The organism is Paraburkholderia sp., assembly GCF_050742655.1.
In the GTDB taxonomy this organism is placed as follows: domain Bacteria; phylum Pseudomonadota; class Gammaproteobacteria; order Burkholderiales; family Burkholderiaceae; genus Paraburkholderia.
Window position 1 is genome coordinate 23,410 of the sequence record NZ_JBOIGG010000015.1, and the last position, 24,119, is coordinate 47,528.

Annotated in this window: 21 protein-coding genes and 3 tRNA genes; 9 read left to right on the forward strand and 15 right to left on the reverse strand. The window is 64.5% G+C overall.

Annotation, left to right across the window (positions count from 1 at the left end):
• Positions 1-207 precede the first annotated feature (207 nt).
• Entirely contained in the window at positions 208-1,590 is a 1,383-nt protein-coding gene (locus ACREXZ_RS20555; RefSeq protein WP_431765961.1) for an MFS transporter, read from the forward strand.
• Between the two features lie 50 nt (positions 1,591-1,640).
• A complete protein-coding gene (gene gudD / locus ACREXZ_RS20560; RefSeq protein WP_431765962.1) occupies positions 1,641-2,990 on the forward strand; it encodes a glucarate dehydratase in 1,350 nt (449 codons plus the stop codon).
• Between the two features lie 101 nt (positions 2,991-3,091).
• On the opposite strand, the gene ACREXZ_RS20565 is transcribed toward gudD, so the two are convergent.
• From ACREXZ_RS20565 to ACREXZ_RS20575, 3 genes are all read right to left on the reverse strand, one after another.
• Positions 3,092-3,556, reverse strand: a complete 465-nt coding sequence (locus tag ACREXZ_RS20565; RefSeq protein WP_431765963.1) for a DUF2214 family protein — start codon at positions 3,554-3,556, stop codon at positions 3,092-3,094.
• Between the two features lie 146 nt (positions 3,557-3,702).
• Complete coding sequence (locus ACREXZ_RS20570; protein ID WP_431765964.1) at positions 3,703-4,578, reverse strand: hypothetical protein; 876 nt, start codon at positions 4,576-4,578, stop codon at positions 3,703-3,705.
• Positions 4,579-4,793: 215 nt separating this feature from the next.
• Complete coding sequence (locus tag ACREXZ_RS20575) at positions 4,794-5,858, reverse strand: glycosyltransferase family 4 protein (RefSeq protein WP_431765965.1); 1,065 nt, start codon at positions 5,856-5,858, stop codon at positions 4,794-4,796.
• Positions 5,859-6,588: 730 nt separating this feature from the next.
• Between ACREXZ_RS20575 and ACREXZ_RS20580 the strand changes: the two genes are divergently transcribed.
• Positions 6,589-8,424 carry an ABC transporter ATP-binding protein gene (locus tag ACREXZ_RS20580; RefSeq protein ID WP_431765966.1) on the forward strand — a complete coding sequence of 612 codons (1,836 nt, stop codon included), beginning with the start codon at positions 6,589-6,591 and terminating at the stop codon, positions 8,422-8,424.
• 60 nt (positions 8,425-8,484) lie between these two features.
• On the opposite strand, the gene otsA is transcribed toward ACREXZ_RS20580, so the two are convergent.
• Together otsA and otsB are read right to left on the reverse strand one after the other, a co-directional pair.
• The gene (gene otsA, locus ACREXZ_RS20585) at positions 8,485-9,882 is read right to left on the reverse strand and encodes an alpha,alpha-trehalose-phosphate synthase (UDP-forming) (RefSeq protein WP_431765967.1); all 1,398 of its coding nucleotides are present in this window, start codon (positions 9,880-9,882) and stop codon (positions 8,485-8,487) included.
• A gap of 61 nt (positions 9,883-9,943) precedes the next feature.
• Positions 9,944-10,699, reverse strand: a complete 756-nt coding sequence (gene otsB / locus ACREXZ_RS20590) for a trehalose-phosphatase (RefSeq protein WP_431765968.1) — start codon at positions 10,697-10,699, stop codon at positions 9,944-9,946.
• Positions 10,700-11,058: 359 nt separating this feature from the next.
• Here otsB and ACREXZ_RS20595 point away from each other — a divergent pair, with 359 nt between their 5' ends.
• Positions 11,059-11,715 (forward strand): SCO family protein, encoded by a 657-nt coding sequence (locus ACREXZ_RS20595; RefSeq protein ID WP_431765969.1) that lies wholly within the window; start codon positions 11,059-11,061, stop codon positions 11,713-11,715.
• A 46-nt stretch (positions 11,716-11,761) separates the two neighbouring features.
• On the opposite strand, the gene ACREXZ_RS20600 is transcribed toward ACREXZ_RS20595, so the two are convergent.
• The 3 genes from ACREXZ_RS20600 to ACREXZ_RS20610 form a co-directional block, all read right to left on the reverse strand.
• Entirely contained in the window at positions 11,762-12,295 is a 534-nt protein-coding gene (locus ACREXZ_RS20600; protein WP_431765970.1) for a GNAT family N-acetyltransferase, read from the reverse strand.
• 168 nt (positions 12,296-12,463) lie between these two features.
• Entirely contained in the window at positions 12,464-12,970 is a 507-nt protein-coding gene (locus ACREXZ_RS20605) for a DUF2501 domain-containing protein (protein WP_431765971.1), read from the reverse strand.
• Between the two features lie 124 nt (positions 12,971-13,094).
• Complete coding sequence (locus tag ACREXZ_RS20610; protein ID WP_431765972.1) at positions 13,095-14,000, reverse strand: LysR family transcriptional regulator; 906 nt, start codon at positions 13,998-14,000, stop codon at positions 13,095-13,097.
• Between the two features lie 126 nt (positions 14,001-14,126).
• Between ACREXZ_RS20610 and blaOXA the strand changes: the two genes are divergently transcribed.
• Positions 14,127-14,948, forward strand: a complete 822-nt coding sequence (gene blaOXA / locus ACREXZ_RS20615) for a class D beta-lactamase (RefSeq protein ID WP_431765973.1) — start codon at positions 14,127-14,129, stop codon at positions 14,946-14,948.
• 120 nt (positions 14,949-15,068) lie between these two features.
• On the opposite strand, the gene ACREXZ_RS20620 is transcribed toward blaOXA, so the two are convergent.
• The 5 genes from ACREXZ_RS20620 to uvrC all read right to left on the reverse strand — a co-directional run bounded on the left by ACREXZ_RS20620 (position 15,069) and on the right by uvrC (position 18,529).
• Positions 15,069-15,142: transfer RNA gene (locus tag ACREXZ_RS20620), tRNA-Cys, on the reverse strand.
• Positions 15,143-15,254: 112 nt separating this feature from the next.
• Positions 15,255-15,330, reverse strand: a tRNA-Gly gene (locus ACREXZ_RS20625).
• 58 nt (positions 15,331-15,388) lie between these two features.
• A tRNA-Gly gene (locus ACREXZ_RS20630) sits at positions 15,389-15,464 on the reverse strand.
• Positions 15,465-15,600: 136 nt separating this feature from the next.
• A complete protein-coding gene (gene pgsA, locus ACREXZ_RS20635) occupies positions 15,601-16,194 on the reverse strand; it encodes a CDP-diacylglycerol--glycerol-3-phosphate 3-phosphatidyltransferase (protein WP_431765974.1) in 594 nt (197 codons plus the stop codon).
• 109 nt (positions 16,195-16,303) lie between these two features.
• Positions 16,304-18,529 (reverse strand): excinuclease ABC subunit UvrC, encoded by a 2,226-nt coding sequence (gene uvrC, locus ACREXZ_RS20640; RefSeq protein ID WP_431765975.1) that lies wholly within the window; start codon positions 18,527-18,529, stop codon positions 16,304-16,306.
• A 145-nt stretch (positions 18,530-18,674) separates the two neighbouring features.
• Here uvrC and earP point away from each other — a divergent pair, with 145 nt between their 5' ends.
• From earP to ACREXZ_RS20660, 4 genes are all read left to right on the forward strand, one after another.
• Positions 18,675-19,889, forward strand: a complete 1,215-nt coding sequence (earP, locus tag ACREXZ_RS20645) for an elongation factor P maturation arginine rhamnosyltransferase EarP (protein ID WP_431765976.1) — start codon at positions 18,675-18,677, stop codon at positions 19,887-19,889.
• A gap of 300 nt (positions 19,890-20,189) precedes the next feature.
• Positions 20,190-20,747 (forward strand): elongation factor P, encoded by a 558-nt coding sequence (efp, locus tag ACREXZ_RS20650; protein WP_431765977.1) that lies wholly within the window; start codon positions 20,190-20,192, stop codon positions 20,745-20,747.
• 253 nt (positions 20,748-21,000) lie between these two features.
• A complete protein-coding gene (locus ACREXZ_RS20655; RefSeq protein WP_431765978.1) occupies positions 21,001-21,126 on the forward strand; it encodes a hypothetical protein in 126 nt (41 codons plus the stop codon).
• Between the two features lie 15 nt (positions 21,127-21,141).
• Positions 21,142-22,533, forward strand: coding sequence for a sigma-54-dependent transcriptional regulator (locus ACREXZ_RS20660; protein WP_431765979.1), 1,392 nt, complete (start codon positions 21,142-21,144; stop codon positions 22,531-22,533).
• Positions 22,534-22,603: 70 nt separating this feature from the next.
• Here the strand turns inward: ACREXZ_RS20660 and nagZ are convergent, their stop codons facing one another.
• Positions 22,604-23,632 carry a beta-N-acetylhexosaminidase gene (gene nagZ, locus ACREXZ_RS20665; protein WP_431765980.1) on the reverse strand — a complete coding sequence of 343 codons (1,029 nt, stop codon included), beginning with the start codon at positions 23,630-23,632 and terminating at the stop codon, positions 22,604-22,606.
• Positions 23,633-23,701: 69 nt separating this feature from the next.
• A complete protein-coding gene (acpS, locus tag ACREXZ_RS20670) occupies positions 23,702-24,112 on the reverse strand; it encodes a holo-ACP synthase (protein WP_431765981.1) in 411 nt (136 codons plus the stop codon).
• Positions 24,113-24,119: the final 7 nt, after the last annotated feature.

The following is a 24,119-nucleotide window of genomic DNA, read 5'->3' on the forward strand; positions in this document are numbered from 1 at the left end:
TCAGTCACGATTCATTATACTGCGCCAGAGGTCGTCCGATGACTGATGATTTACCCGGAAATACGGTTACGATCCGTTCCCGGGCTTCATGCGGCCCTTGCCGCGTCATCCATGCCGGCTTCCGACAGACATATCGCCCGGCTGCTCCGACGTTGCCGCGCATCCCAAGGAGACAACCGGTGCCTGCCCGGCCCCGGCAACATCACCATGACCGAACTCAACACGCGCGACCAGTTGCACGATCCCGCGACTCCCCCGCTCCGCCGCGCGACGAAAGTCCGCTATCTGATCGTGTTCATGCTGTTCTTCGTGACCACGCTGAACTACGCGGACCGCGCGACGCTGTCGATCACCGGCACGGCGATCCAGCATTCGCTCGGCCTCTCGCCAGTCTCGATGGGCTATATCTTTTCCGCGTTCGCGTGGGCCTACGTAATCGCCCAGCTGCCGGGCGGCTGGCTGCTCGACCGCTTCGGCTCGAAGCACACGTACGCGGTCAGCATCTTCGTCTGGTCGCTGCTCACGATGATGCAAGGCTGGGTAGCCGGCCTCACCGCGGCCGCGGCGATCGCCACGCTGTTCGCGTTGCGCTTTCTGATCGGCTTCGCGGAAGCCCCTGCGTTTCCCGGCAACAGCCGGATCGTGTCCGCATGGTTTCCGACCGCGGAACGCGGCACCGCATCGGCGATCTTCAACTCGTCGCAATACTTCGCGACCGTGATGTTCGCGCCGTTGATGGGCTGGATCACGCACGCGTACGGCTGGCCGCACGTGTTCACCGTGATGGGCGTGATCGGCGTGCTGATCGCGGCGCTGTGGATGAAGACCGTCTACGCGCCGAAGGAACATCCGCTCGCGAACGAGCTCGAGATCCGCCATATCGAAGCAGGCGGTGGCCTCGTCGATCTCGACGGGCGGCGTGGTGCGAATAAAAAGTCCGCGCCGCAGGTCAGAACCGGCGCGTGCATCCGCGAAATGCTGAAGAGCCGCATGCTGCTCGGCGTCTTCATCGGCCAGTACTGCATCACGACGCTCACCTATTTCTTCCTCACGTGGTTTCCGATCTACCTCGTGCAGGAACGTCACATGTCGATCCTCAAGGCCGGCTTCGTCGCGGCGATTCCGGCGATCTGCGGCTTTCTCGGCGGCGTGCTCGGCGGTGTGATCTCCGATGCGCTGCTGCGCCGCGGCTACTCGACGACGTTCGCGCGCAAGGCGCCGATCGTCGCCGGCATGCTGCTGTCGACCTGCATGATCGCGTGCAACTACGTCGACGCGCAGTGGGTCGTCGTCGGCATCATGGCGCTCGCGTTCTTCGGCAAAGGTATTGGCGCACTCGGCTGGGCCGTCGTCGCGGATACCGCGCCGAAACAGGCGAGTGGTCTGTGCGGCGCGCTGTTCAACACGTTCGGCAATACCGCCGGCATTACGACGCCGATCGTCATCGGCTACCTCGTGCAGGGCACCGGTTCGTTCGCCGCCGCGCTCGTGTTCGTCGGCGCGAATGCGTTGATCGCGATCGCGTGCTATCTGTTCGTCGTCGGCGAGATCAAGCGTGTCGAACTCAAGGAATCGCTGCTCGTTGCCTAGTGCTCATTGACTGCTCCGTTATCTCTCTTTTTGCTTCCTTGCCACCGATCATGAACGCATCCACCGCCACGCCTCCCCACGACACGCCGAAGATCACCGAACTGCGGGTCGTTCCCGTCGCCGGCCGCGACAGCATGCTGCTGAACCTGAGCGGCGCTCATGCGCCGTTCTTCACGCGCAACATCGTGATCCTGAAGGACAGCGCCGGACGCACCGGCGTCGGCGAGGTGCCGGGCGGCGAGAAGATCCGCCAGACGATCGACGATGCGCGTCCGCTCGTCGTCGGTCAGCCGGTCGGCCGTTTCAACAACGTGCTGAACACCGTACGCCGGCAGTTCGCCGATCGCGACTCGGGCGGTCGCGGCCTGCAGACCTTCGACCTGCGCACAACGATTCACGCGGTAACCGGCCTCGAAGCCGCGCTGCTCGATCTGCTCGGCCAGCATCTCGACGTCCCGGTCGCGGCGCTGCTCGGCGAAGGACAGCAACGCGATCGCGTGGAGATGCTCGGCTATCTGTTCTATGTCGGCGATCGGCACAAGACGGACCTGCCGTATTCAGACGGCACCGATGAAGATGACTGGACGCGTTTGCGCACCGAGATCGCGCTGAATCCCGAAGCGGTCGTCCGTCTCGCGGAAGCCGCGCATGCGCGCTACGGTTTCAACGACTTCAAGCTGAAGGGCGGCGTACTCGCCGGCGACGATGAAATCGAAGCGGTGACCGCGCTCGCCGAACGCTTTCCCGATGCGCGCATCACGCTCGATCCGAACGGCGCATGGTCGCTCGCCGAGGCGATCCGCCTGTGCCGCGACCAGCACGACGTGCTCGCGTACGCGGAAGATCCGTGCGGCGCGGAGAACGGCTACTCGGGACGCGAAGTGATGGCGGAATTCCGCCGCGCTACCGGCCTGCGCACGGCAACCAACATGATCGCGACCGACTGGCGTCAGATGGGTCACGCGATCCAGTTGCAGTCGGTGGACATTCCGCTCGCCGATCCGCACTTCTGGACCATGCAGGGCTCGGTGCGCGTCGCGCAGATGTGCAACGAATGGGGCCTCACGTGGGGCTCGCATTCGAACAACCACTTCGACATCTCGCTCGCGATGTTCACGCACGTCGCCGCCGCGGCGCCGGGCAAGATCACCGCGATCGATACGCACTGGATCTGGCAGGACGGTCAGCGTCTCACGCGCGACCCGCTGAAGATCGTCGGCGGGATGGTGGCGGTGCCGCCGCGCGGGGGGCTCGGTGTCGAACTCGACATGGACGAACTGGCCAAGGCACACGAGCTGTACAAGCAGCACGGCCTCGGCGCACGCGACGACGGCATCGCGATGCAGTACCTGATCCCGAACTGGACGTTCGATAACAAGCGGCCTTGCCTCGTGCGGTAGTTCGCAGCGCTGCACGATAAAAAGCGGCCCGGGACCCTTACTGGTCTCGGGCCGCTGTCGTTTTCAGCACGCGCGCGCGTAGCGTTGCGCGTCGAACCTGCTCACACCGCATTGGCGGGCAAACCGATACCGCGCGCCATGCCGGTGGCGGCAAATACCATCAGGATCAACAGCACCGCCTGCACGACGCCGATGCCCGCATAGCGTTTCGCGCGACTCAGATCAGGCGTGCCGCCCTTCTTCAACACGATGCGCCAGCGGATCAACGCGATCATCGGCGTGATCTCCAGCAACAGGATCAGCACCAGCGCGGCCATCTTCCAGTGAAACAGCGGCTCGTGCAGGTAATAGTCGGTGCCCTTCTCATAGCCGCCGAACGCGCGCATCAGGCCGGTCACGATTAGCACGAGGGCCGAGATACCCCAGCCGCCGTCGGCATGAAAAACGGGCGGCAGACCGGCGGGCGTCGAACAGTGACGAAGCGCGACGCTGCGTCGCAGGATCGACGCGAGCGCAAAACCGTAGGCAAGCAGATGGATGGCGGCAAGCAACCAGCGAATCACCATGGCGACTCCTTGAAAAACGCGACACGCTCAATGTAGCTTTTTCCTGGCCGTTAGCGGCACGACATCGCGGTATCTCGTCGATGGGCGGTTACGGGGCATTACGAACCGTCGCGGACCATCATGAGCCGCATTGAACGGCGTTGTGGCTAGACCGTCTGGCGCAGCGTCGTATCGAGTGCGCGTGCCGCCGCCCGATCGCCCTCGGTAACGAGCGGCGCGCGAAACACGCTCTGTCGATTGTGTCCGGCAGCGGCCGGCGAATCCCACACCAGTTCGACTCTCGGGGAACGCCGCCAGCGGAACAGGCTGGACCGAGTGTCGGCGGGACGCTGCGCATTCGCTGCGGCAGTGGCGCCGGTGGCACTGGTAGCGATGCCCGTCACGGGCTCTTCCGTCGAAGCCGGAACAGCTGGCGCAGCCACGCCATGCGAAATCTCCGCCGGCCAGCGCAGCGACAGCTCGCGTGCATCGTACTGTCCGAGCTTGCGGCTCTCGACCCACACGATCGCGGTGCGGGTCGCCACATCGAGCGCGACCGCATAACGGCCGATCGCGAAACGGCGCGCCGCGATGTTGGTCCGCCACAGCGCGCGCGGCCGGCAGATCCACAAGACAGCCGCATACAGCGCGGGCGCGGCCACGAGCCAGCCGTTGGTCGCCGCGACCGTGTTCAGCGTACGGCGCCAGCCGGCCACGAACACGAAGGCACCGATCGACCACAGCGCGAAGGCGAACCCTAGAAACGCGAAAAACCGCAGCGCCTGACGCAGCCATTGCGGCAGCGGATGAAACGGACGCTCCGCCTGCGCACGGGCGCCAGGCAGGAAAATCAGCAGGAACAGGAAGACGAGATTGATGCACGCCCACGGCGACGAAGCCATGCCCGACAGTGCGCCGAGCAGGTCCATCTGCGACATCGAGAACAGCCAGCGAACCAGGATCACGAGACCGATGGCGCGCAGCGCGAAGAGCATGCCGGCGCCGGGCGCCGCGTTCGCACGCGTCTCTTTCGTTCTCGGCAAAGCATCCTCCTGTATCGTCGGCAACACCGCCCGTCTGCGGCACGGCCATTATAGGGATATTGCAACACGCGCTCACGCTAGACCCGCGCGAAATGGCGCCTTTCACCCGAGCCGCGTCGTTTCGCCCCACCTTCCGACGCGCAGATGCAACAACGCCCCGCATGCGGGGCGTTGTTGCATCTGCTATGAAACTGCTGTGAAACCGCTTTTCGGGATCAGCCGGCGTTAACTTCGCGCAGCACCGTGCGACGCTTCTGACGCAGCAGTTCTTCGTACACGGCCACGTAGTTCTTCGCCATCACCTTCGACGAGAAGCGCGCTTCGAATGCCTTGCGGACCGTTTCGCGCGGCAGCGTATGGAGACGATTCACCGCGGCGACCGCGCTGATTTCGTCTTCGACGACGAAGCCCGACACGCCGTTCTCGATCACTTCGGGCACCGAGCCACGCTTGAATGCGATCACCGGCGTACCGCAGGCCATCGCTTCGATCATCACCAGACCGAACGGCTCCGGCCAGTCGATCGGGAACAGCAGCGCGTGCGCGCCGCCGAGGAATTCGGCCTTCTCGCCTTCGCTGATTTCGCCGATGTATTCGACGTGCGGCAGCGACATCAGCGGCTTGATCACTTCTTCATAGTAGGCACGGTCGGCCTTGTCGAGCTTCGCAGCCACCTTGATCGGCATGCCGGCCTGCTGCGCGATGCGGATCGCGGTGTCGAGGCGCTTTTCCGGCGAGATACGGCCGAGGAACGCGAGGTAGCCCGGCTTGATGTCCTTGCGCGGCGTCAGCAGGTTTTCCGGCAGCCCGTGATAAACCGTCGACGACCAGTTCGCCTGCTGCAGCGGCACGCGCTGGTTGTCGGAGATCGACACGACCGGCACATCGTTGAACGTATTGAAGATGGGCTGCAGTTCGGGCAGATCGAGACGGCCGTGCAGCGTGGTCAGAAACGGGACCGGCTGGCGCGAGAACAGCGAGAACGGGTAGTAGTCGATGTGGAAATGCAGCACGTCGAATTCGTCCGCGCGGCGGCGCACTTCTTCGAGCAGCAGCATGTGCGGGGCCATCGTATCGCGGATGGTCGGGTCGAGGCGCAGCGCCTGCGGCCAGAACGCTTCGAGTTTCGCCGAAGTCTGCGAATCGCCGCTCGCGAAGAGCGTCACGTCGTGCCCCTGTTCGACCAGCGCTTCGGTCAGGTACGACACCACGCGTTCGGTGCCGCCATACAGCTTCGGCGGAACCGCTTCGTGCAACGGAGCGATTTGAGCGATTCGCATAATGGAGAACTCCTCGTAAAAAATCAGGCAAAGATACTGCGGTTGGTAAAAGCGATTCGCTTGCTCGCTACGGCGGTGTGACCGGCAAAAGCCGGTCGGGCCTGTTTTCTCGAGAAACCCTGCGATAGATCGCTTGGCAAGGACACCCACACTGGTCAACGTCTGCCAGTTTGCCCATCCCGGCGTAAACGCGTGGCATGAACACCCGTTGACAGACGTCTGAAAATTCGCGGCGGGCTGACCGAGAGCGCATTATCCGCGCCCAGCCGCCTCCGCGGCGCGCAACATTTCAAAGTCTTTACGTTGTTACAAAGGCGCAACATTTTGCAAACCCTTGTTTTCCAACGGAGTTTTACATTGGGAACAGGTTCGCTGCACTGCGGGAAAAACGGACTGCGGGAAGACTGCAGAAATACGCCCTGCGTGACTTCCGTTGACTTCCGGCGACGGCCCGAAGTCGGTAGCACGCAACGAACGCTGAATGCAATCTGTAATTATAGCTGGATTGCCATCCGAAAATACGCGATTCCGCGAACGTCGGGCCGCGAGATCGGTCCAGCAAACGAGGCCTGCTCATCGCAATTGCTGAAGATGGCTGTCGACCGGGCGACATTCCGCATGCGGAATAGCTTTTGCGTATCTACAATGCCGAAACATTCACTTGTCTTGCAGACGCATCGCAACCGATGACGCTGCATCGCTAACCGCCTCACTCCGACTTCACGATCAATTGGAACATTTGACCATCGCACAGCGTAACGCCCGCAACGCAAAGCTCGCGAGCTATGCGGACCGGCCGCTTGCGTTTCTCTTCCGCTTCATCCGCCGCCATCCGCTCGCGCACACCATCGTGCTGTGCAGCGTGTTCGCCGCGGTGGGCTGCGCGCTCGCATCGCAATACGCGATCAAGCACCTGATCGACGTGCTCGGCACGGGCCGGCATCATCCCGGGCCGCTGTGGAGCGCGTTCGCGATCCTCGTCGGCCTGATCGCAGCGGACAACATGCTGTGGCGGGTCGGCGGCTGGGTCGCCGCGCACACGTTCGTCGCCGTCACGGGCGACCTGCGGCGCGACCTGTTCCAGTATCTGAGCGGACATTCACCGAGCTACTACGCGGAGAAGCAGCCCGGCATGCTCGCGAGCCGCATCACCGCGACGTCGAACGCAGTCTATACCGCCGAAAACACCACTGCGTGGAACGTGCTGCCGCCATGCATCGCGGTGTGCGGCGCGATCGTGATGATCATTGCCGTCAATCCGCTGATGGCGGCCGGCCTGCTGACGTGCTCGGCAATTCTGTCGGTGGTGCTGTACAAGCTCGCCGGCCGCGGCTCCGCGCGCCACCACCAGTTCGCGACCAAAGCGGCATCGGTCGACGGCGAGCTGGTCGACGTGATCAGCAACATGGGGCTCGTGCGCGCGTTCGGCATGACCTTTCGCGAGCAGAAGCGCTTCGGTGCGACCGTCAAGGCCGAGATGGACGCCCGGCAGCAAAGCCTGCTGTACCTCGAGAAGCTGCGGCTGCTGCACGCGGTGATCACCGCGCTGCTGTCGGCGGGGCTGCTCGGCTGGGCGCTGTGGTTGTGGGATCAGGGCAAGGCGACCTCGGGCGACATCGTGCTGGTCAGCTCGCTCGGCTTCACGATCCTGCACGGCACGCGCGACCTCGCCGTCGCGCTGGTCGACGTGACACAGCACGTCGCGCGTCTCGCGGAAGCCGTGAAGACGCTGCTCGAGCCGCACGGGATGCCGGACCACTCGGACGCGGCCGAACTCGTGCCGCAGGGCGGGCGCGTCGACTTTGAGCGCGTCACGTTCGCGTACCCACGCCGCCGGCCGATCCTCGATCATTTCGACCTGCACATCGAGCCGGGCCAGCGCGTCGGCCTGATCGGCAAATCGGGCGCCGGCAAGTCGACAGTGCTCGCGCTGCTGCAGCGCTTCTACGAAACCCAGGGCGGTCAGATCAAGATCGACGGCATGGATATCGCCGCGGTCACCCAGGACAGCTTGCGTCACACGATCGCGCTGGTGCCGCAGGACATCTCGCTATTTCACCGCACCGTGTACGAGAACATCGCGTACGGCCGGCCCGATGCGTCGCGCGAAGAAGTGATCGCCGCCGCCCGCGAGGCGCGCTGCTCGGACTTCATCGAAGCGATGCCGGAAGGGTTCGACACGATCGTCGGCGACCGCGGTGTGAAACTGTCGGGTGGTCAACGGCAGCGCATCGCGATCGCGCGCGCGATCCTGAAGGACGCACCGATCCTGCTGCTCGACGAAGCGACATCCGCGCTCGACAGCGCATCGGAAGAAGCGATCCAGAAGGCGCTCGACCGGCTGATGGTCGGCCGCACGGTGATCGCGATCGCCCACCGGCTGTCGACGCTGCACAACTTCGACCGGATCATCGTGATGAACACGGGCAAGGTCATCGACGACGGTACCCCCGAAGAATTGCGCAACCGCCCCGGCCTCTACCGCGATCTGCTGTCGAAGCAGTACGGCAAGGGCACGACGCTGCACATCGGCGGCAAGAAGGTCGACGAGCAGCACGTCGCGTAACGCACGCAATCCACTTTGACGGCGGTCCCGATGGGACCGCCTCCCCGCCAGCCCAACCCGCTAGGCAGCGTGCTCGCCCGACCGCTGCAGATCGCGCATGAAGCGGTCGCGCCACACGGATACATTGTTCTCCCGCAGCAGCACCATCATGTCGCGATGGCGCGCCTGCCGCTCCGCGAGCGGCATCGTGAGTGCTGCGGCGAGCGCGTCGGCCATACCGTCGATGTCGACCGGATTGACGATCAGCGCGCCGTGCAACTCCTGCGCCGCACCGGCGAAACGCGACAGCACCAGCACGCCCGGATTCTCCGGGTCCTGCGCCGACACATATTCCTTCGCGACGAGATTCATCCCATCGCGCAACGGCGTCACATAGCCGACGTGCGCGGTGCGGAACAGCGCGGCCAGCACCGAGCGCTCGTACTGTCGGTGGATGTACAGGATCGGCGTCCAGTCCAGCTCGGCGAAGCGTCCGTTGATGCGGCCGGACTCGCCTTCCAGCTGCAGCCGGATGTCTTGATACGCATGCAGGTCGGCGCGCGTCGGCGGTGCGATCTGCAGGAACGACACGTGATTGCGCTGCGCGGGCACCTGCTCGAGCAGCCGTTCGAACGCGCGGAAACGCTCGACAAGCCCTTTCGAATAATCGAGCCGGTCGACACTCATGATCAGCTTGCGCGCATGCAGCGTCGCCTTCATCGTACGCACGGCCTTGCCGGGTTCGCCTGCTTTCGCGAGCGCCGCGATCTCGTCGGGATAGACGCCGATCGGATAATCGGCCGCATGCAGCGTGCGGCCGAACGCGCGCACGACGTGCGGACCGTCACCCGACGCATCGATCGAGCCGTTCGCTTCATGCACGATGTAATCGCAGAACGCGCGCAGATCCGGCGCGGTCTGGAAGCCGAGCAGATCGAACGAACACAGCGCCTCGACGAGCGCGCGATGCGGCGGCACCGCCAGCAAAACCTGCGACGCGGGGAACGGAATGTGCAGAAAGAAGCCGATGCGATTCGCGACGCCCGATGCGCGCAGCGCCTGCGCGAACGGGATCAGGTGATAGTCATGCACCCAGATCACGTCGTCGGGCTGCAGCAGTGGCACCAGTTGCTGCGCGAGCCACGCGTTGACGCGGCAATAGCCTTCGAATTCGTGCCGGTCGTATTGCAGCAGATCGGGACGATAGTGGAACGCGGGCCACAGCGTCGCGTTCGAAAAGCCGCGGTAGTACTGGTCGTAGTCGCGGCGCGTCAGACCGATCGTCGCGAAGGTCACCGGCCCGCGCTCCTCGACCTTGATCTGCGGCTGCCCGGACGCGAGCACGTCGCCGCTCCAGCCGAACCACATCCCGCCGGTTTCCTTCAGCGCGTCGTACACGCCGACTGCGAGACCGCCCGCCGCCGGACCGCCTTCGGAAATCGGCGCCACGCGGTTCGATACGATGATCAGTCGGCCCATTGCCGGCGCTCCCCGTGCGATGAATGGATCGGCAGGCGCTCGGGACGACGCGACGTTACGCTCATGCGCCGCGCGCCGCCGCCGCTGCGACTACCGACGCGAGCCACGTGTGCAGCGCCTTCACCGAGTCGAGGCGCGTGCGCGCGATCGTGTCGCCGTCGCCGACCTTGATCGACACGCCGCCGTATTCGTTGACGACTGCGAAGCCCTTTTCGTCGGTCAGATCGTCGCCAGCGAACACCGGACGACGGCCGGCGAACGGCGGCTCGTCGAGGAACGCGCGCAGTGCACGACCCTTGTCGACGTCTTTCGGCTTGATCTCGTAGACCATCTTGCCGGGCTGCAGCACATACGCGCCCGGGTAGTCCGCGACGAGGCGCGACGTGACCTCGCGCGCGACCGTTTCGCGATCCGGTGCGTTGCGGTAATGCAGCGCGAGCGCGGCACCCTTGATCTCGAGCAGCATGCCGGGGTGATGGTTCACGACGTCGGCGAGCACCTGCTCCATCCGCAGCAGCCGCTCGTCGTTGAAGCCGATGCGCTGCGTGTCGCCGTTCGCGTCGCGCCGTTCGGCTCCATGCAGGCCCGCTATGGGCAGGTCAGGCATGCCGAGAAACCCGTCGATGCTGTCGATGCCGCGACCCGACACGATCGCCACCGCGCCGTTCGTCAGCCGGCGCAGTTCGGCGAGCAGCTCGACGGTGCCGGGCTCCACCTGTACGCCGTCGGGCGTCGGCGCGAGCTCCACGAGCGTGCCGTCGAAATCGAAGAAAAATGCGGTCTCCGTCGGAGACAGAACTGCCGGAAGTGCATGCATCGGTTTATCTTGCCTCTCGGCCGTATGCAGCCGGATATGCCGCCGGAAAAGTGTGCGCATCTTACCGCGCATCCGTCGATTTTTCGAGAACGTAAGGCGAGGCACGATGCCGGTGGGCCCCGAGCGACGCTCGATGCTGCCCCCGGGATTTCAGCGCGCCTCGTGCCCCTCCGGCTCGTGCGGCAAATTGACTCGTCGGCGCCGAACCACTGCCGTAGCCGCGACACCGCCCCGCGATTTGCGTTAGAGTCGCAGCCACGATGGCCCGCGCCTTTTCGCGATACGCCCGCTCATCCTGAACCGATAAGGGATCGAGTGCGCGCTACGGGCATGGTTCCCCAGAACTTCTCCGCGACGCCATGCAAATGGATTTTCTTCACCGCGGCGCGAACGCGATCCGACGTCCGGCCATCCTGCTGCGCGCACGCCGCGCCGCGCTCGGCCTCTTCGCCGTGGCAGCGCTCGCCGGCTGCACGCAGCACGACAGCACCCCGTGGCAACTCACCGACGTGACCGGCCACCTGCCCGACCTGTCGTTCTCGCTGACCGCCGACGACGGCAAGCCCGTCACCGGCGCGACGTTCAAGGGTCGCACGTCGCTGGTCTACTTCGGCTACACGCACTGCCCCGACGTCTGTCCGGAAACGATGGCGCGTCTGATGCAGGTGCTTGCGAAGCTCGGCCCCGACGCACAGCAGGTGCGCATCCTGTTCATCACCGTCGACCCGGCACGCGACACGCCGAAAGCGCTGCACGACTATATGGCCGCGTTCGACGCCGAACACGCGCGCGGCCTGACGGGCACCGATGCGCAGATCGAATCGATGGCGAGGAAATATCGCGTCGCGTATCAGATGGAAAAGCGCGATCCGAACGGCGACTACGAAGTCACGCACAGCTCGGCCGTCTATGTGTTCGATGCCAATGGACACGCACGCCTGCTCGCGACCGATCATGATTCGCCGGACGTGATCGCACACGATGTGCGTCGCGTGATCGAGTCGCCCTCTTCCTGAGTGCTCCGTGACTGCCGTGAAGCGTTAACGCCCTCAGGCCCTCGCGTTAGCTCGAGCGCATCCACACGTGCGGGATGCCGTCGTCGTCGTGAACGTTGGAGACCGGCTCGAAACCGAACGCACCGTAGAACGCCTGCAGATGCGCCTGCGCATGCAGACGGATCGGGACGCCCGGCCACTGCGCGTAAATGTGGCTCAGCGCGCGCTCCATCATCGCGCGGCCGATGCCGACGCCGCGAAAGTCAGGCATCGTCAGCACTCGGCCGATGCGCACGTCGGCGTCGCCGTCGCCAGGCAGCAGCACGCGTAGATAGCCCGCGATCCGCGGCCGTGCGCCGCCGGTGCTGTACGCGCACAGATGCCAGGCCTGCGGATCGAGGCCGTCGACATCGTCGTACGCGCACTTCTGCTCGACCACGAACACCGCGCTGCGCGCGGCGAGGATGTCATAAACCTCGGTGGGCGACAGGTCGTCGAACGCTTTCCAGCGCCAGTCGAAAAGGATCGCCTGGGAAGCGTCAGAAGTCTGGCTAGTTTGAGAAGAGGCCGCCTGTGAGCCGGCGTGCTGCGGATCGGTCATGGGTGCAATCGGTGAATCGGTGGAATGGCGCGGATGCGCCATGGCGATACCCGATTATGCCGGGACCGGCGGCTGCAGGCCAATGACGCGAGGCCAGGGGTTTTCTCGGGCGCGGCGGCTGCGCTCTCCTGCGACTACCGGCAACCGCCTCGCCCGTCCGCCCCTGGACTACATCAGCGACTTGCCCTGCGAGAGGATCTTGTCGCAGACCTGCTTGGTTACCTGCTCCTTCAGGCCGCCGCCGCTCAGGTCGATCTGCTTGCCGTTGCTGCCGCTGAGGATGCCGTTTGAACCCTGGGTGTAGCCGCTGTCCGTCGTCGATGAGCCGCCGGGTAGCTTGCTCATCAGCGAGTCCTTCACCGACGACGCGCTGTTGCCGCTCAGGTAGTTGTTCTTGATGCAGAACTGCAGCACACCGGCGACGTTGCCGGTGCTGCCCGACGTCATCGATTGTCCGGACAGTGAGCTACCGAGGCCGCCGAGACTGCCAAGGTTGCCGCTAAGCCCGCCGCCACCCGACGAGCTGTTCGAACCGCCGCCTGGCAGCAGATTGCCGAGCTGGGCATGTGCGGCCTGGAACGGCAGCGATGCAGCGAGCAGAAAGCCCGCGGTGGCGACGCCCGCGGCGATGCGGGACGTCGTTCGGGTCGTGATTCGACGGGTGTTAATTTTCATCGTTATCCTCCTTGGGGTCGGCTGAAGCGCTTTTAACCGCTCTTAACTATAGTCGCTTCGACAGTTACGACCGGTCGATCGGCGCGCAGTTCATCTCGTATATGAACGTGAGATTCATTGAGATTCATTGCGCATCGTTTTGCGCCGACCGATAGTCCGCCCCGCCCTTCTGCACTTCGCGCACAACCCAGTCGTTGAAGAGCCGCATCGCAGGCGTGGGCGTCTTCGCTTTTTGCATCGTGAGCCAGTAGCTCCCCGCGTGGACCTCGATATCGAACGGACGACAGAGCCGGCCCGCGTCCAGTTCGTGCGCGAACATCGCGGCCGGCGCGAGCGCGACGCCCGCGCCCTGCATCGCGGCTTCGACCATCAGTCGCGACGAATCGAACACCGGACCGCGCACCGGCCGCGGCGCGACGTGTGCCGCCGCAAACCAGCTGGCCCAGTCGCCGATACGATATGAACGCAGCAGCGTTTCGCCGGCCAGATCGCCCGGCGTGCGCAAACGCCGCGCGATATCGGGACGACACAGCACCGACAGCGGCGCATCGAGCAGCTTCAGCGCGAGCGAGCCCGGCCATGTGCCGTCGCCGAAGCGGATCGCGAAATCGAGCCCTTCGGTCGCGAGATCGACGAGGTTGTTGTGCGTCAGCACGCGCAGTTCGATAAACGGATGCGCATCGCGAAACGCAGCGAGCCGCGGCATCAGCCAGCCGACCGCGAATGTCCCCACCACGCCGACCGTCAGCACCTCATGAAAATGGCCGTTCTCGAATTGCCGCAGCACGGTCTCCATCCGGTCGAACGCCTCGGTCAGCACCGGACACAGCGCGAGCCCCTCGTCGGTCAACGCGAGTCCACGCGGCAAACGCTTGAACAGCACCGTACCGACACGCGCCTCGAGCACGCGAACCTGCTGGCTGATCGCCGCCTGCGTCACGGCAAGTTCGTGCGCCGCCTTCGTGAAACTCAGATGTCGAGCGGAGGATTCGAACGCGCGCAGCGCGTTCAGAGGTAGCTGGAGTCGCATCGCATCGTCTTCTATGCATTAGATTTTCTTGTTCATCCGGCAATTTATCATCGTTTGCGGGCCGCGCGGAAACCATCGATAGTTCACCCTGTCGCGCGAACCCGCGCCTGACCGAAAACGAAAACGATGCTTAAACGACTTGTTTTGAAGGGTTTTCTCGCAGCGGCCTGCGCAGTTGCCGCTGCATCCACAGCGCAGGCGCGAACGGTCTGCACCGCACTGGCCGACGCGCGATCCCAAACGGTTCTAATGCAGGAAGGCGACTGCAGCACACGCGTGACACCCGCATCGACGTTCAAGATCGCAATCAGTCTGATGGGCTTCGACTCCGGGTTCCTGAAGGACGCGCACTCGCCTGTCCTGCCGTATCGCGCCGGCTATCCCGACTGGGGTGGCGCGGACTGGCTGCAACCGACCGACCCCACCCGCTGGATCCGCTATTCGGTCATATGGTTTTCGCAACAGGTCACGAAGTCGCTCGGCGACGTGCGTTTCCGCTACTACGTCGACGCGTTCGGTTACGGCAACCGCGACGTGTCCGGCGACCCGGGCAAACACAACGGACTCGAACACGCGTGGCTCAGCTCGTCGCTGCGCATCTCGCCGCTCGAGCAGGTCGCGTTTCTCGAGAAGGTGGTCAACCGTCAGTTGCCCGTGAATCCACACGCGTACGACATGACGAACCAGATCACCGAGGTCGCGCAGTTGCCTGACGGTTGGGACGTGCACGGAAAAACGGGCTCGGGCTTCCCGCTTGCCGCGGACGGCACCACGGATAAAGCACACGGCTACGGCTGGTTCGTCGGCTGGGCGACGAAAGGCACGCGGACCGTCGTGTTCGCGCGGCTCGTGCAGGAGGATAGAGTGATGCAGGGTCTGGCCGGGGTACGGGCGCGCGATGCGTTTATGAAGGAGTTGCCGGGGTTGCTTGCGAAGCGTGTGGATTGACGCGGGTCGGTATCGAGAACGTCAGTACCGCACCGTGGATCTGTCCGGACGCAGTGACTCGAGAATCGCCGCTACAAAAAAGAAAAGCCCCGGAAAATCGGGGCTTTTCTTTTCAACTGCTGGAGGCGCGAGCCGGAGTCGAACCGGCCTGGACGGCTTTGCAGGCCGCTGCATAACCGCTTTGCTATCGCGCCGTAAGCGGGCTGCCGGACCGTCTTGCTCGCTGCAACTGCAACGGTCCGCAGAAAGGTGCATTGGCCAACCGGCCTGCCAAACAAAAGGGGAAGCGTTGCTTCCCCGTATGTCTGGAGCGGGAGACGAGGCTCGAACTCGCGACCTCAACCTTGGCAAGGTTGCGCTCTACCAACTGAGCTACTCCCGCATGGTCCTGCGTACAACGTTTTGAACCGCGACAGAAACACAAAACGCTGCTTCGAATCTGGAGCGGGAGACGAGGCTCGAACTCGCGACCTCAACCTTGGCAAGGTTGCGCTCTACCAACTGAGCTACTCCCGCGTTTTACTGCTTCTACTACCTTTTTACTCCGCTTCAGCCACCTGCCTGCCGCGAAGAAACGAGATTATGTATAAACGACCGAAAAGTGTCAACCCCTCCCAAGCCGACGCCGCATGTGGCGGGCGCCTCCGCGGAATCAGGCCATCCCGCCGCGCTCGCGGATCTGCGGCCACGCGAGCTTCATGTAATACAGCATCGACCAGATCGTGAGGAACGCCGCGAGATAGATGAGCCACAGGCCCCACACGCGCGTATCGACGACGAGCCCGCCGCCGAGCGGCAACGTGCCGTAGAACAGCAGCATCGGGATCGCGACCATCTGGCATACGGTCTTGAGCTTGCCGAGCGAATTCACCGCGACGCTCTTCGACGCGCCGATCTGTGCCATCCACTCGCGCAGCGCCGAAATCGCGATCTCGCGGCCGACGATCACCAGCGCGATCGCCGAATCGAGCCGCGCCAGCTGGACCAGCACGAGCAGCGCGGCCGTCACCATCAGCTTGTCGGCGACTGGATCGAGGAACGCGCCGAACGCGGACGTCTGGTTCCATTTACGGGCGAGATAGCCGTCGAACCAGTCGGTCAGCGCCGCGAGGATGAAGATCGCCGCAGCGGCCCAGTTACGGTGCGCGGGGCTCATCATCATGTCGGGCAGATAAAACACGCCCACGACGAGCGGAATCAGGACGATCCGCAGCCACGTCAGGAAAATCGGGAAATTGAACGGCATGGGCAGGCGCAGCGTCTGACAAGGGAGTTGCAATTGTGCCGTGTCGCCGGGCGTGCCACAAGCAACGCGGCCGCGGGGCTCCACGACGGGGAGTGTGCATACAAACGCATCAATGCAGCTGCCGGTAGATCTGCTCGGCGAGCGCCTGCGAAATGCCCTCGACGCTCGCCAGATCCTCGACGCTCGCCGCGACCACGCCGCGCAGTCCGCCGAAGCGCGCGAGCAGCCGCTGCCGGCGCTTCGCGCCCACGCCCTCGAGCTCCTCGAGCCGCGACGTCTGGCGGGTCTTGGCGCGCTTCGCGCGCATGCCTGTGATCGCGAACCGGTGCGCTTCGTCACGGATCTGCGCGACCAGCATCAGCGCGGCGCTTTCCTTGCCGAGTTCGAGCGGCGTCCGGCCGTCGGCGAACACGAGGGTCTCGAGCCCGACCTTGCGCCCCTCGCCCTTCGCGACGCCAACGAGGATGCTGTGGTCGATGCCGAGTTCTGTGAACACCTGCCGCGCAATCTCGACCTGCCCCTTGCCGCCATCGATCAACACGATGTTCGGCATCGTGCTGCCTGCCGCGGGAAGCTCCGCAACGACAGCGGGCGTGCTTTCCGCGGACGGTTCGGTGTTGGCCCCGGTTTCGGCCGGCGCGACGACAACTTCATCTTCCGTCTGCTGGTCCGCATTCGCCGCGGCCTGCGCGACCATCTTCTCGTAGCGCCGCGTGAGCACCTGGCGCATTGCGGCGTAGTCGTCGCCGGGCGTGATGCCGGTGATGTTGTAGCGGCGGTACTCGCCCGACTGCATCTTGTGATGGTGATACACGACGCACGACGCCTGCGTCGCCTCGCCCATCGTGTGACTGATGTCGAAGCATTCGATCCGCAATTGACCGAGGTCATCGCATTCGAGGCTGAGCGTCTCGGCAAGCACCCGCGTGCGTGCCTGCTGCGACCCCTGCTCGGACAGCAGCCGCGCGAGCGCGAGCCGCGCGTTCTGTTCGGCCATCCCGAGCCACACGCGCTTCTGGCCTTGCGGCTGCCGCAGCACCGTGACCTTGTGACCGGCCTGCTCGATCAGCAGATCGACGAGCTCGTGATTCGCGGGCGCGTGACTCACCACGAGCACTGGCGGCACGCGATTGCCCAGGTAGTGCTGCGCGATGAACGCTTCGAGCACTTCGGCTTCGATGCCTGTGGGAAGGGGTTTTCTGCCGCCGCGACGCGGGCTGGCTTGCGGTTGCGTTTCTTCGACCCCTTCCGCTTCGTCGACGAGATCGCCTGCCTCATCGCTAATCACAGTAACGTCTTCCACGTCCACACCAGAAAGCACATCGCGCGATGCCGCAAGCACTTCGACCGCGTCGTCGACGTCTTGCGCATCGGCGCCTTCATCGGAACCGAGTCCCCCTTCTTCGACGCTCAACGCACTCTCGACATGCGCCGGAAAATACGCCTTGTCGCCGAGATGCCGGCCGCCGCGCACCATCGCGAGATTCACGCACACTCGACCGCCGAGCGCGACGACCGCGAGGATATCGACATCGCTGTCGCCGCCCACTTCGATCGCCTGCTGATGCAGCACGGTCGACAGCGAACTCATCTGGTTGCGCACCGCCGCGGCCTGCTCGAACTTCAGTTCGGCGGCGAACGCGTGCATCTTCTGCTCGAGTTCGCTCATCACCTCGCTTTGCCGGCCAAGCAGAAACCGCGATGCGTTCGCGACGTCGCGCGCGTAGTCCTCTTCGCTGATCGCGTGCACGCACGGCGCCGTGCAGCGACCGATCTGATGCAGCAGACACGGCCGCGTGCGATTGCTGAAGACCGAGTCTTCACAGGTACGCAGCTGAAACACGCGCTGCAGGATCTGAATGCTCTCGCGCACGGCCCACGCGCTCGGAAACGGCCCGAAGTACTGGTTCTTGCGATCGACCGAACCGCGGTAGTACGCCATGCGAGGGTACGCATGTCCGGTGATCTTCAGGTACGGGTAGGACTTGTCGTCGCGAAACAGAATGTTGTAGCGCGGCGCGAGCGCCTTGATCAGATTGTTTTCGAGCAGCAGCGCCTCGGCCTCGGAACGCGTCACCGTCGTTTCGATCCGCGCGATGCGCGTGACCATCATCGCGATACGCGGCGACAGTAGCGTCTTCGTGAAATAGCTCGACACGCGCTTCTTCAGATCGCGTGCCTTGCCGACGTAGAGCACCGCGCCGTGCACGTCGTAATAGCGATACACGCCCGGCAGATGCGGCAACTGGACAAGCACCTTCTTCGGATCGAAGGGATCGGCCGGATCGGTGGGCGCCGGGTCGCTGGAAGCTTGGGGAACGTCGGTTCGGGTCATGCAGGTCGATTGGGCGGCCCAGCATGAATGCGGGGCCGACGGCCAGAAAGGGACATGAGCCGCCGCAAAAACGGATAGCGGCGGCTGCTTTAGAATCGTCAGTTTAGAACATTCCGCACACGTCCGAACACGGACGCGGAACGCCATGTCCTCCGCCCACTCTTCTTCCGTCAACGACACGTCCACGGCACCCGCGTCGACCGGCATCGCGTGCGACATTTTCTGCGCGGTGATCGACAACTTCGGCGACATCGGCGTGTGCTGGCGTCTTGCGCGCCAGCTCGCGCACGAGCACGGCTGGCAGGTGCGCGTGTTCGTCGACGACCTGCATACGTTCCAGAAGCTGTGCCCCGCGCTCGACACGGCGCGCGCGCGACAGACGGTGGACGGCATCGTCGTCGAGCACTGGCACGAGCCGGCGCATGCGGGACAGACGCTCGAGGTCGCGGACGTCGTCGTCGAGGCCTTTGCGTGCGAGCTGCCGCCTGCGTACGTCGCGGCGATGGCGCGTCGCGAGCAGGCGCCGGCGTGGATCAACCTCGAATATCTGAGCGGCGAAGACTGGGTCGCCGATTTCCATCTGCGGCCGTCGCCGCATCCGCGCTATTCGCTCGTTAAATCGTTCTTTTTCCCGGGGCTCGGACCCGGCACCGGCGGCGTGCTGAAAGAACGCACGCTGGATGTGGCCCGCACGGCGTTTGTCGATTCACCGGAAGCGCGCGCCGCGTGGTGGCGCGAGACGACGGGCGAGCCGCCCCCCGACGCCAGCACGACGGTCGTGTCGCTGTTCGCGTACGAGAACCGCGCGGCGGACAGCCTGCTCGCCCAATGGCGCGACAGTAATGAGCCGATTGTTCTACTGGTGCCCGAAGGCCGGATCTCCGGCGCCATCGCACGCTTTTTCGGGGTGTCGTCCGGGCTGTCGTCATTCTCGGCCGGCACGCACGCACAACGCGGCAACCTCACCGCGCACGCGCTGCCGTTCACCGACCAGGCGGGCTACGACCGGCTGCTGTGGTCAAGCGACGTCAATTTCGTGCGTGGCGAAGACTCGTTCGTCCGCGCGCAGTGGGCAGCACGGCCGTTCGTCTGGCACATCTACCCGCAAGCCGACGACGCGCATCTGCCAAAGCTCGACGCTACGCTCGCCCACTATGCCGCGCCGCTGGCACCCGACGCCCGCGCGGCACTCGGCCGCTTCTGGCATGCATGGAACGGGGTGGGCGAGCCGGATTGGGCGGATTTCCAGCGTCATCGTGCCGCGTTCGACGCCCGCGCGAAGACCTGGTCATCGGAGCTCGCGGTGATCGGCGACCTCGCCGGAAATCTGGCCGGATTCGCAAAAAGTCAGTTAAAATAAGCGGTTATCCGATCGCGGGCATGGCTGTGGGTATCGGCGATGAAGCGGTAAATCGCGCCGACGCAGCGTTGCTACGTGACCGCGGCAAAGCTGCGGAGCATTCCGCCGGGGAACCGGCACGCGAATGGCGCGAAACGTACCCGGCCGGTCGGTAACTCGAGAAAGAACAGCGTCGAAAAAGTACAGCGCCGGTCGGCAAACACGCCGCCGCGGCCTCAGGCCAGGCGGGTCGGGCCTACTGCGCCACAGGTCATTGAATCTATTGAATTTGAAGCACTTTATTTCGGACAGGACAGTTTTATGAAGATCGCACAGGAACTCCGCACGGGCAACGTCGTGATGATCGGCAACGACGCGATGGTCGTGCAAAAAGCCGAGTACAACAAATCGGGCCGCAACTCCGCCGTCGTCAAGATGAAGTTCAAGAACCTGCTGACGGGCGCGGGCATGGAAACGGTCTACAAGGCCGACGACAAGTTCGACGTCGTCTTGCTGGATCGCAAGGAAGTCACCTACTCGTATTTCGCCGATCCGATGTACGTGTTCATGGACGCCGACTACAACCAGTTCGAAGTCGAGGCGGAAATGATGGGCGAGGCGCTCAACTATCTGCAGGACGGCATGGCCTGCGAAGTCGTTTTCTACAACGAGAAAGCGATCTCGGTCGAACTGCCGACCACGCTGGTCCGCGAGATCATCTACACGGAACCGGCGGTCAAGGGCGATACGTCGTCGGGCAAGGTGCTGAAGACCGCGAAGCTGAACACCGGCTTCGAACTGCAAGTGCCGCTCTTCTGCAGCATCGGCGACAAGATCGAAATCGACACCCGCACCAACGAGTACCGCAGCCGCGCATAAAGCGCGTCGCTGCACGGCCGCAAAATTCGCGGCCGAATTAAAAAGCGCCCTCCCGGGCGCTTTTTCTTTTTTGCGCGACCGTGTATGGTTGAAGCAATCTTTACCGGTTCGATTGTCAAATTGGCGGCACTGCACGGTTCGCGTCGCCAGCGACGAACGTAAGGTACTGAATTCACTGAATTAAGCTGAATGGCATGCTCTCTGCTAGTTCGAAGAGATCACCCAGACGGGTTTCGAACGGAGGGAGCGAACCATGAACAACGATATTGCTGAAGGAACGTGGAAGCAGATCGTCGGCAAGGCTGCGGCGCCCCGACTGCTGCAGCAAGACATGCCGGTGCCGTCCGCAAGAAGATCGGCCGGTTTTCGATTCACTTAACCAGTTGCACTCGCCATGCCACATGCCCTGATTGTCGAAGACGATCCCAATAGCCTGTCCGGGCTGTCCGCGATCCTCGCCGCCGACGGTTTCTCCGTCGACACCGCCACGACGCTCGCCGAAGCACGTGCCGCGTTGACGCGGTTCATTCCGGACGTCGTGCTGGTCGACCTGAACCTGCCCGACGGCAGCGGACTGGACCTCTTGCAGCATCTGCCCGCGCAGCCGCCCGGCGGCGCGTTGCCCGTGATCGTGATGACCGGCAACGCGACGGTCGAAAGCGCGATCGAGGGTCTGCGCCACGGCATCTGGGACTATCTGCTGAAGCCGGTCAACATCCCGCGGCTGCGCAGCCTGCTGGCGCGTATTCCGCGTCCGTACGAACTGACCGAGGAGGTGCAGACGCTGCGTGCGACGCTGCGTCAGCTCGGCCGCTTCGGCACGATGATTGGGCGCAGCGGTGCGATCCAGCACGTGTACGACACGATCGAACAACTCGCACCGACCGAGACGGCCGTGCTGATTTCCGGCGAGGTCGGCACCGGCAAGAGCGTCGCGGCGCGCACGCTGCACGAGATGAGCCGGCGTCGCAAGGGGCCGTTCGTCGTGTTCGATTGCCGCACCGAACAGGCTGCCATCGAACGCGCGGGCAGCCGTTCGCTCGAAAGCCTGCTGTTCGGTCATGAACGCGGCGCGTTCAGCGGCGCCGAGCAACGCGAACCCGGGCTCTTCGAGCAGGCGAGCGGCGGCACGCTGTACATCAACGAGATCGCTGAATTGCCGCGCGAGCTGCAGGAAGCGCTGCTACGCGCGCTCGATTCGCAGACGTTCATGCGCGTGGGCGGCACGAACCAGGTGGTCACCGACTTCCGGCTGATCGCGTCGACCCGCAAGGTGCCGCGCAATGCGATCGCGGACGGTTCGCTGCACGAGGACCTGGGCCTGCGGCTCGAAGCCGCGGCGCTGGCGCTGCCGCCGCTGCGTGAACGCGGCGACGACCCGGCGCTGTTCGCGCAGGCGCTCATCGACGAACTGAATCGCGAGGCGAACGCGCATGGCGTCGCGGACACGACGCGCCTGGTGAGCCCAAACTTCATCCGCGAATGCCTTTCGTACGACTGGCCCGGCAACGTCCGCGAATTGCAGGAGCGCGTGCGGCGTGCGTACCAGGCGTCCGGCGACGTGCTCGAATCGCTGCGCGCGGACGAGTCCGGCGCAGGCGGCACGCGGGATCTGAACGGTAGCCGTGTGCAGGTCACCGTCGGCACACCGCTCGCGGACGTCGAGGAAATGCTGATCCGCGCGACGCTCGACGCGGTCGGCGGTACGCGGCATCGCGCTGCATCGCTGCTCGGCATCAGTCCGAAGACGCTCTACAACAAGCTGCAGCGCATGCGGCTGAACTGAGCGCGAGTGAGATTGGCATGAAGACGCGGGGGCCGTCGTTCTGAACGACGGCCCCCGCGCTGCTTGATACTTACGCGAACGCCTCGCGCAACAGCGCCTGCGCCTGCTGATACTGCGGCTCCGCGATCAGCTTGCTCCACTTCAACGCCTTGCCGCGCGGACGCATCCGCTTCAACCGACGCTGCGACGCTTTCGTCGGCGTGAAGCGCAGCGCCTCGAGCACCTTACCTGCCTGGTCCGGCTGATTGCAGATCAGCACCATGTCGCAGCCGGCGTTGAGCGCGGCCGTCGCGGCCTCGGTCAGCGAACCGCCCTGCCGCGCAGCCTCCATCGACAGATCGTCGCTGAAGATCGCACCCGGAAAACGCAGTTTGCCGCGCAGGATTTCCTGCAGCCACACACGCGAAAAACCCGCCGGCTTCGTGTCGACCTGCGGATAGATCACGTGCGCCGGGATCACCGACGCGAGCGACATCCCGAGCCAGTCGTACGGCGCGATGTCGTCGCGCAGGATCGCGTCGAGTGGCCGGTCGTCGACGGGCACCGCCACGTGCGAGTCCGCCTGCGCGAACCCGTGCCCCGGAAAATGCTTGCCGCAGTTCGCCATGCCGGCCAGCGCGAGGCCGTGATTGACGCTCTTCGCGAGCATCGCGACGACGCGCGGATCGCGATGGAACGCGCGATCGCCGATTACCTTCGACTGCCCGTAGTTCAGGTCGAGCACCGGCGTGAAGCTCATGTCGATCCCGCACGCGCGCAGTTCGGCTGCGAGCACGTAGCCGACCGCCGTCGCGACCTTCGTCGCGCGCAGCACGTCCTTGTCCCACAGCTGGCCGAGCGCGCCCATCGACGGCAGCACGGTGAATCCGTCGGTCCGAAAGCGCTGCACGCGACCGCCTTCGTGATCGACGGCAATCAGGATGTCTTCGCGCACGTCGCGGATCGCGTCGGTCAACGCGACCAGCTGCGCGCGGTTTTCGTAATGGCGGGCGAACAGGATCACGCCGCCCGTCATCGGATGGGCGAGACGATGACGGTCGTCATCGGTCAGCGTCTTGCCGACCACGTCGAGCATCACCGGTCCAGGAGAGGTTTTCATTCGATTAAGCAACAGATAGGCAGAAAGAAAGAGGCACAGTGCGAACCGTGCCTCGGGGTGATCAAAGAGTTACAGCGCGGCAGGTTCGCCGGTTTCCGCGATCACGAACGACACCGCGTAGTCGCGCTCGTCGGTGATCGTCACGCGCGCGGTAATGCCGCGCGCGGCGAGCCATTCGGCGAGTTCGCCGGATGCGACCACCATCGGCCGGCCGCTCGGTTCGTTCAGGGTCTGCAGCGCACGCCACGTCATCGGCCAGTGCATGCCGAGGCCGATCGCTTTCGAGAACGCTTCCTTCGCCGAAAAACGCGTCGCGAGAAACGCGAGCCCGCGTGCCTCCGAGCGCGCACGGCGCGCGTGATAAACCCGCAGTTCGTCCGGGCCGAGCACCTTCTCGGCGAAGCGGCCGTTCGTGCGCGTCATCACGGCCGCGACGCGGCTGACCTGAACGATGTCGGTACCGATGCCGTAGATCGCCATGCGTCGT

Excerpts from the sequence above, each read along its gene's own strand:
- gudD (WP_431765962.1), top strand. The coding sequence starts at position 1,641 with ATGAACGCATCCACCGCCACGCCTCCCCACGACACGCCGAAGATCACC.
- efp (WP_431765977.1), top strand. The coding sequence starts at position 20,190 with ATGAAGATCGCACAGGAACTCCGCACGGGCAACGTCGTGATGATCGGC.
- ACREXZ_RS20660 (WP_431765979.1), top strand. The coding sequence starts at position 21,142 with ATGCCACATGCCCTGATTGTCGAAGACGATCCCAATAGCCTGTCCGGG.
- ACREXZ_RS20610 (WP_431765972.1), bottom strand. The coding sequence starts at position 14,000 with ATGCGACTCCAGCTACCTCTGAACGCGCTGCGCGCGTTCGAATCCTCC.
- ACREXZ_RS20565 (WP_431765963.1), bottom strand. The coding sequence starts at position 3,556 with ATGGTGATTCGCTGGTTGCTTGCCGCCATCCATCTGCTTGCCTACGGT.
- uvrC (WP_431765975.1), bottom strand. The coding sequence starts at position 18,529 with ATGACCCGAACCGACGTTCCCCAAGCTTCCAGCGACCCGGCGCCCACC.
- ACREXZ_RS20575 (WP_431765965.1), bottom strand. The coding sequence starts at position 5,858 with ATGCGAATCGCTCAAATCGCTCCGTTGCACGAAGCGGTTCCGCCGAAG.
- blaOXA (WP_431765973.1), top strand. The coding sequence starts at position 14,127 with ATGCTTAAACGACTTGTTTTGAAGGGTTTTCTCGCAGCGGCCTGCGCA.
- ACREXZ_RS20595 (WP_431765969.1), top strand. The coding sequence starts at position 11,059 with ATGCAAATGGATTTTCTTCACCGCGGCGCGAACGCGATCCGACGTCCG.
- acpS (WP_431765981.1), bottom strand. The coding sequence starts at position 24,112 with ATGGCGATCTACGGCATCGGTACCGACATCGTTCAGGTCAGCCGCGTC.
- earP (WP_431765976.1), top strand. The coding sequence starts at position 18,675 with ATGTCCTCCGCCCACTCTTCTTCCGTCAACGACACGTCCACGGCACCC.
- ACREXZ_RS20555 (WP_431765961.1), top strand. The coding sequence starts at position 208 with ATGACCGAACTCAACACGCGCGACCAGTTGCACGATCCCGCGACTCCC.
- ACREXZ_RS20600 (WP_431765970.1), bottom strand. The coding sequence starts at position 12,295 with ATGACCGATCCGCAGCACGCCGGCTCACAGGCGGCCTCTTCTCAAACT.
- pgsA (WP_431765974.1), bottom strand. The coding sequence starts at position 16,194 with ATGCCGTTCAATTTCCCGATTTTCCTGACGTGGCTGCGGATCGTCCTG.
- otsA (WP_431765967.1), bottom strand. The coding sequence starts at position 9,882 with ATGGGCCGACTGATCATCGTATCGAACCGCGTGGCGCCGATTTCCGAA.
- ACREXZ_RS20605 (WP_431765971.1), bottom strand. The coding sequence starts at position 12,970 with ATGAAAATTAACACCCGTCGAATCACGACCCGAACGACGTCCCGCATC.
- otsB (WP_431765968.1), bottom strand. The coding sequence starts at position 10,699 with ATGCATGCACTTCCGGCAGTTCTGTCTCCGACGGAGACCGCATTTTTC.
- ACREXZ_RS20655 (WP_431765978.1), top strand. The coding sequence starts at position 21,001 with ATGAACAACGATATTGCTGAAGGAACGTGGAAGCAGATCGTCGGCAAG.
- nagZ (WP_431765980.1), bottom strand. The coding sequence starts at position 23,632 with ATGAAAACCTCTCCTGGACCGGTGATGCTCGACGTGGTCGGCAAGACG.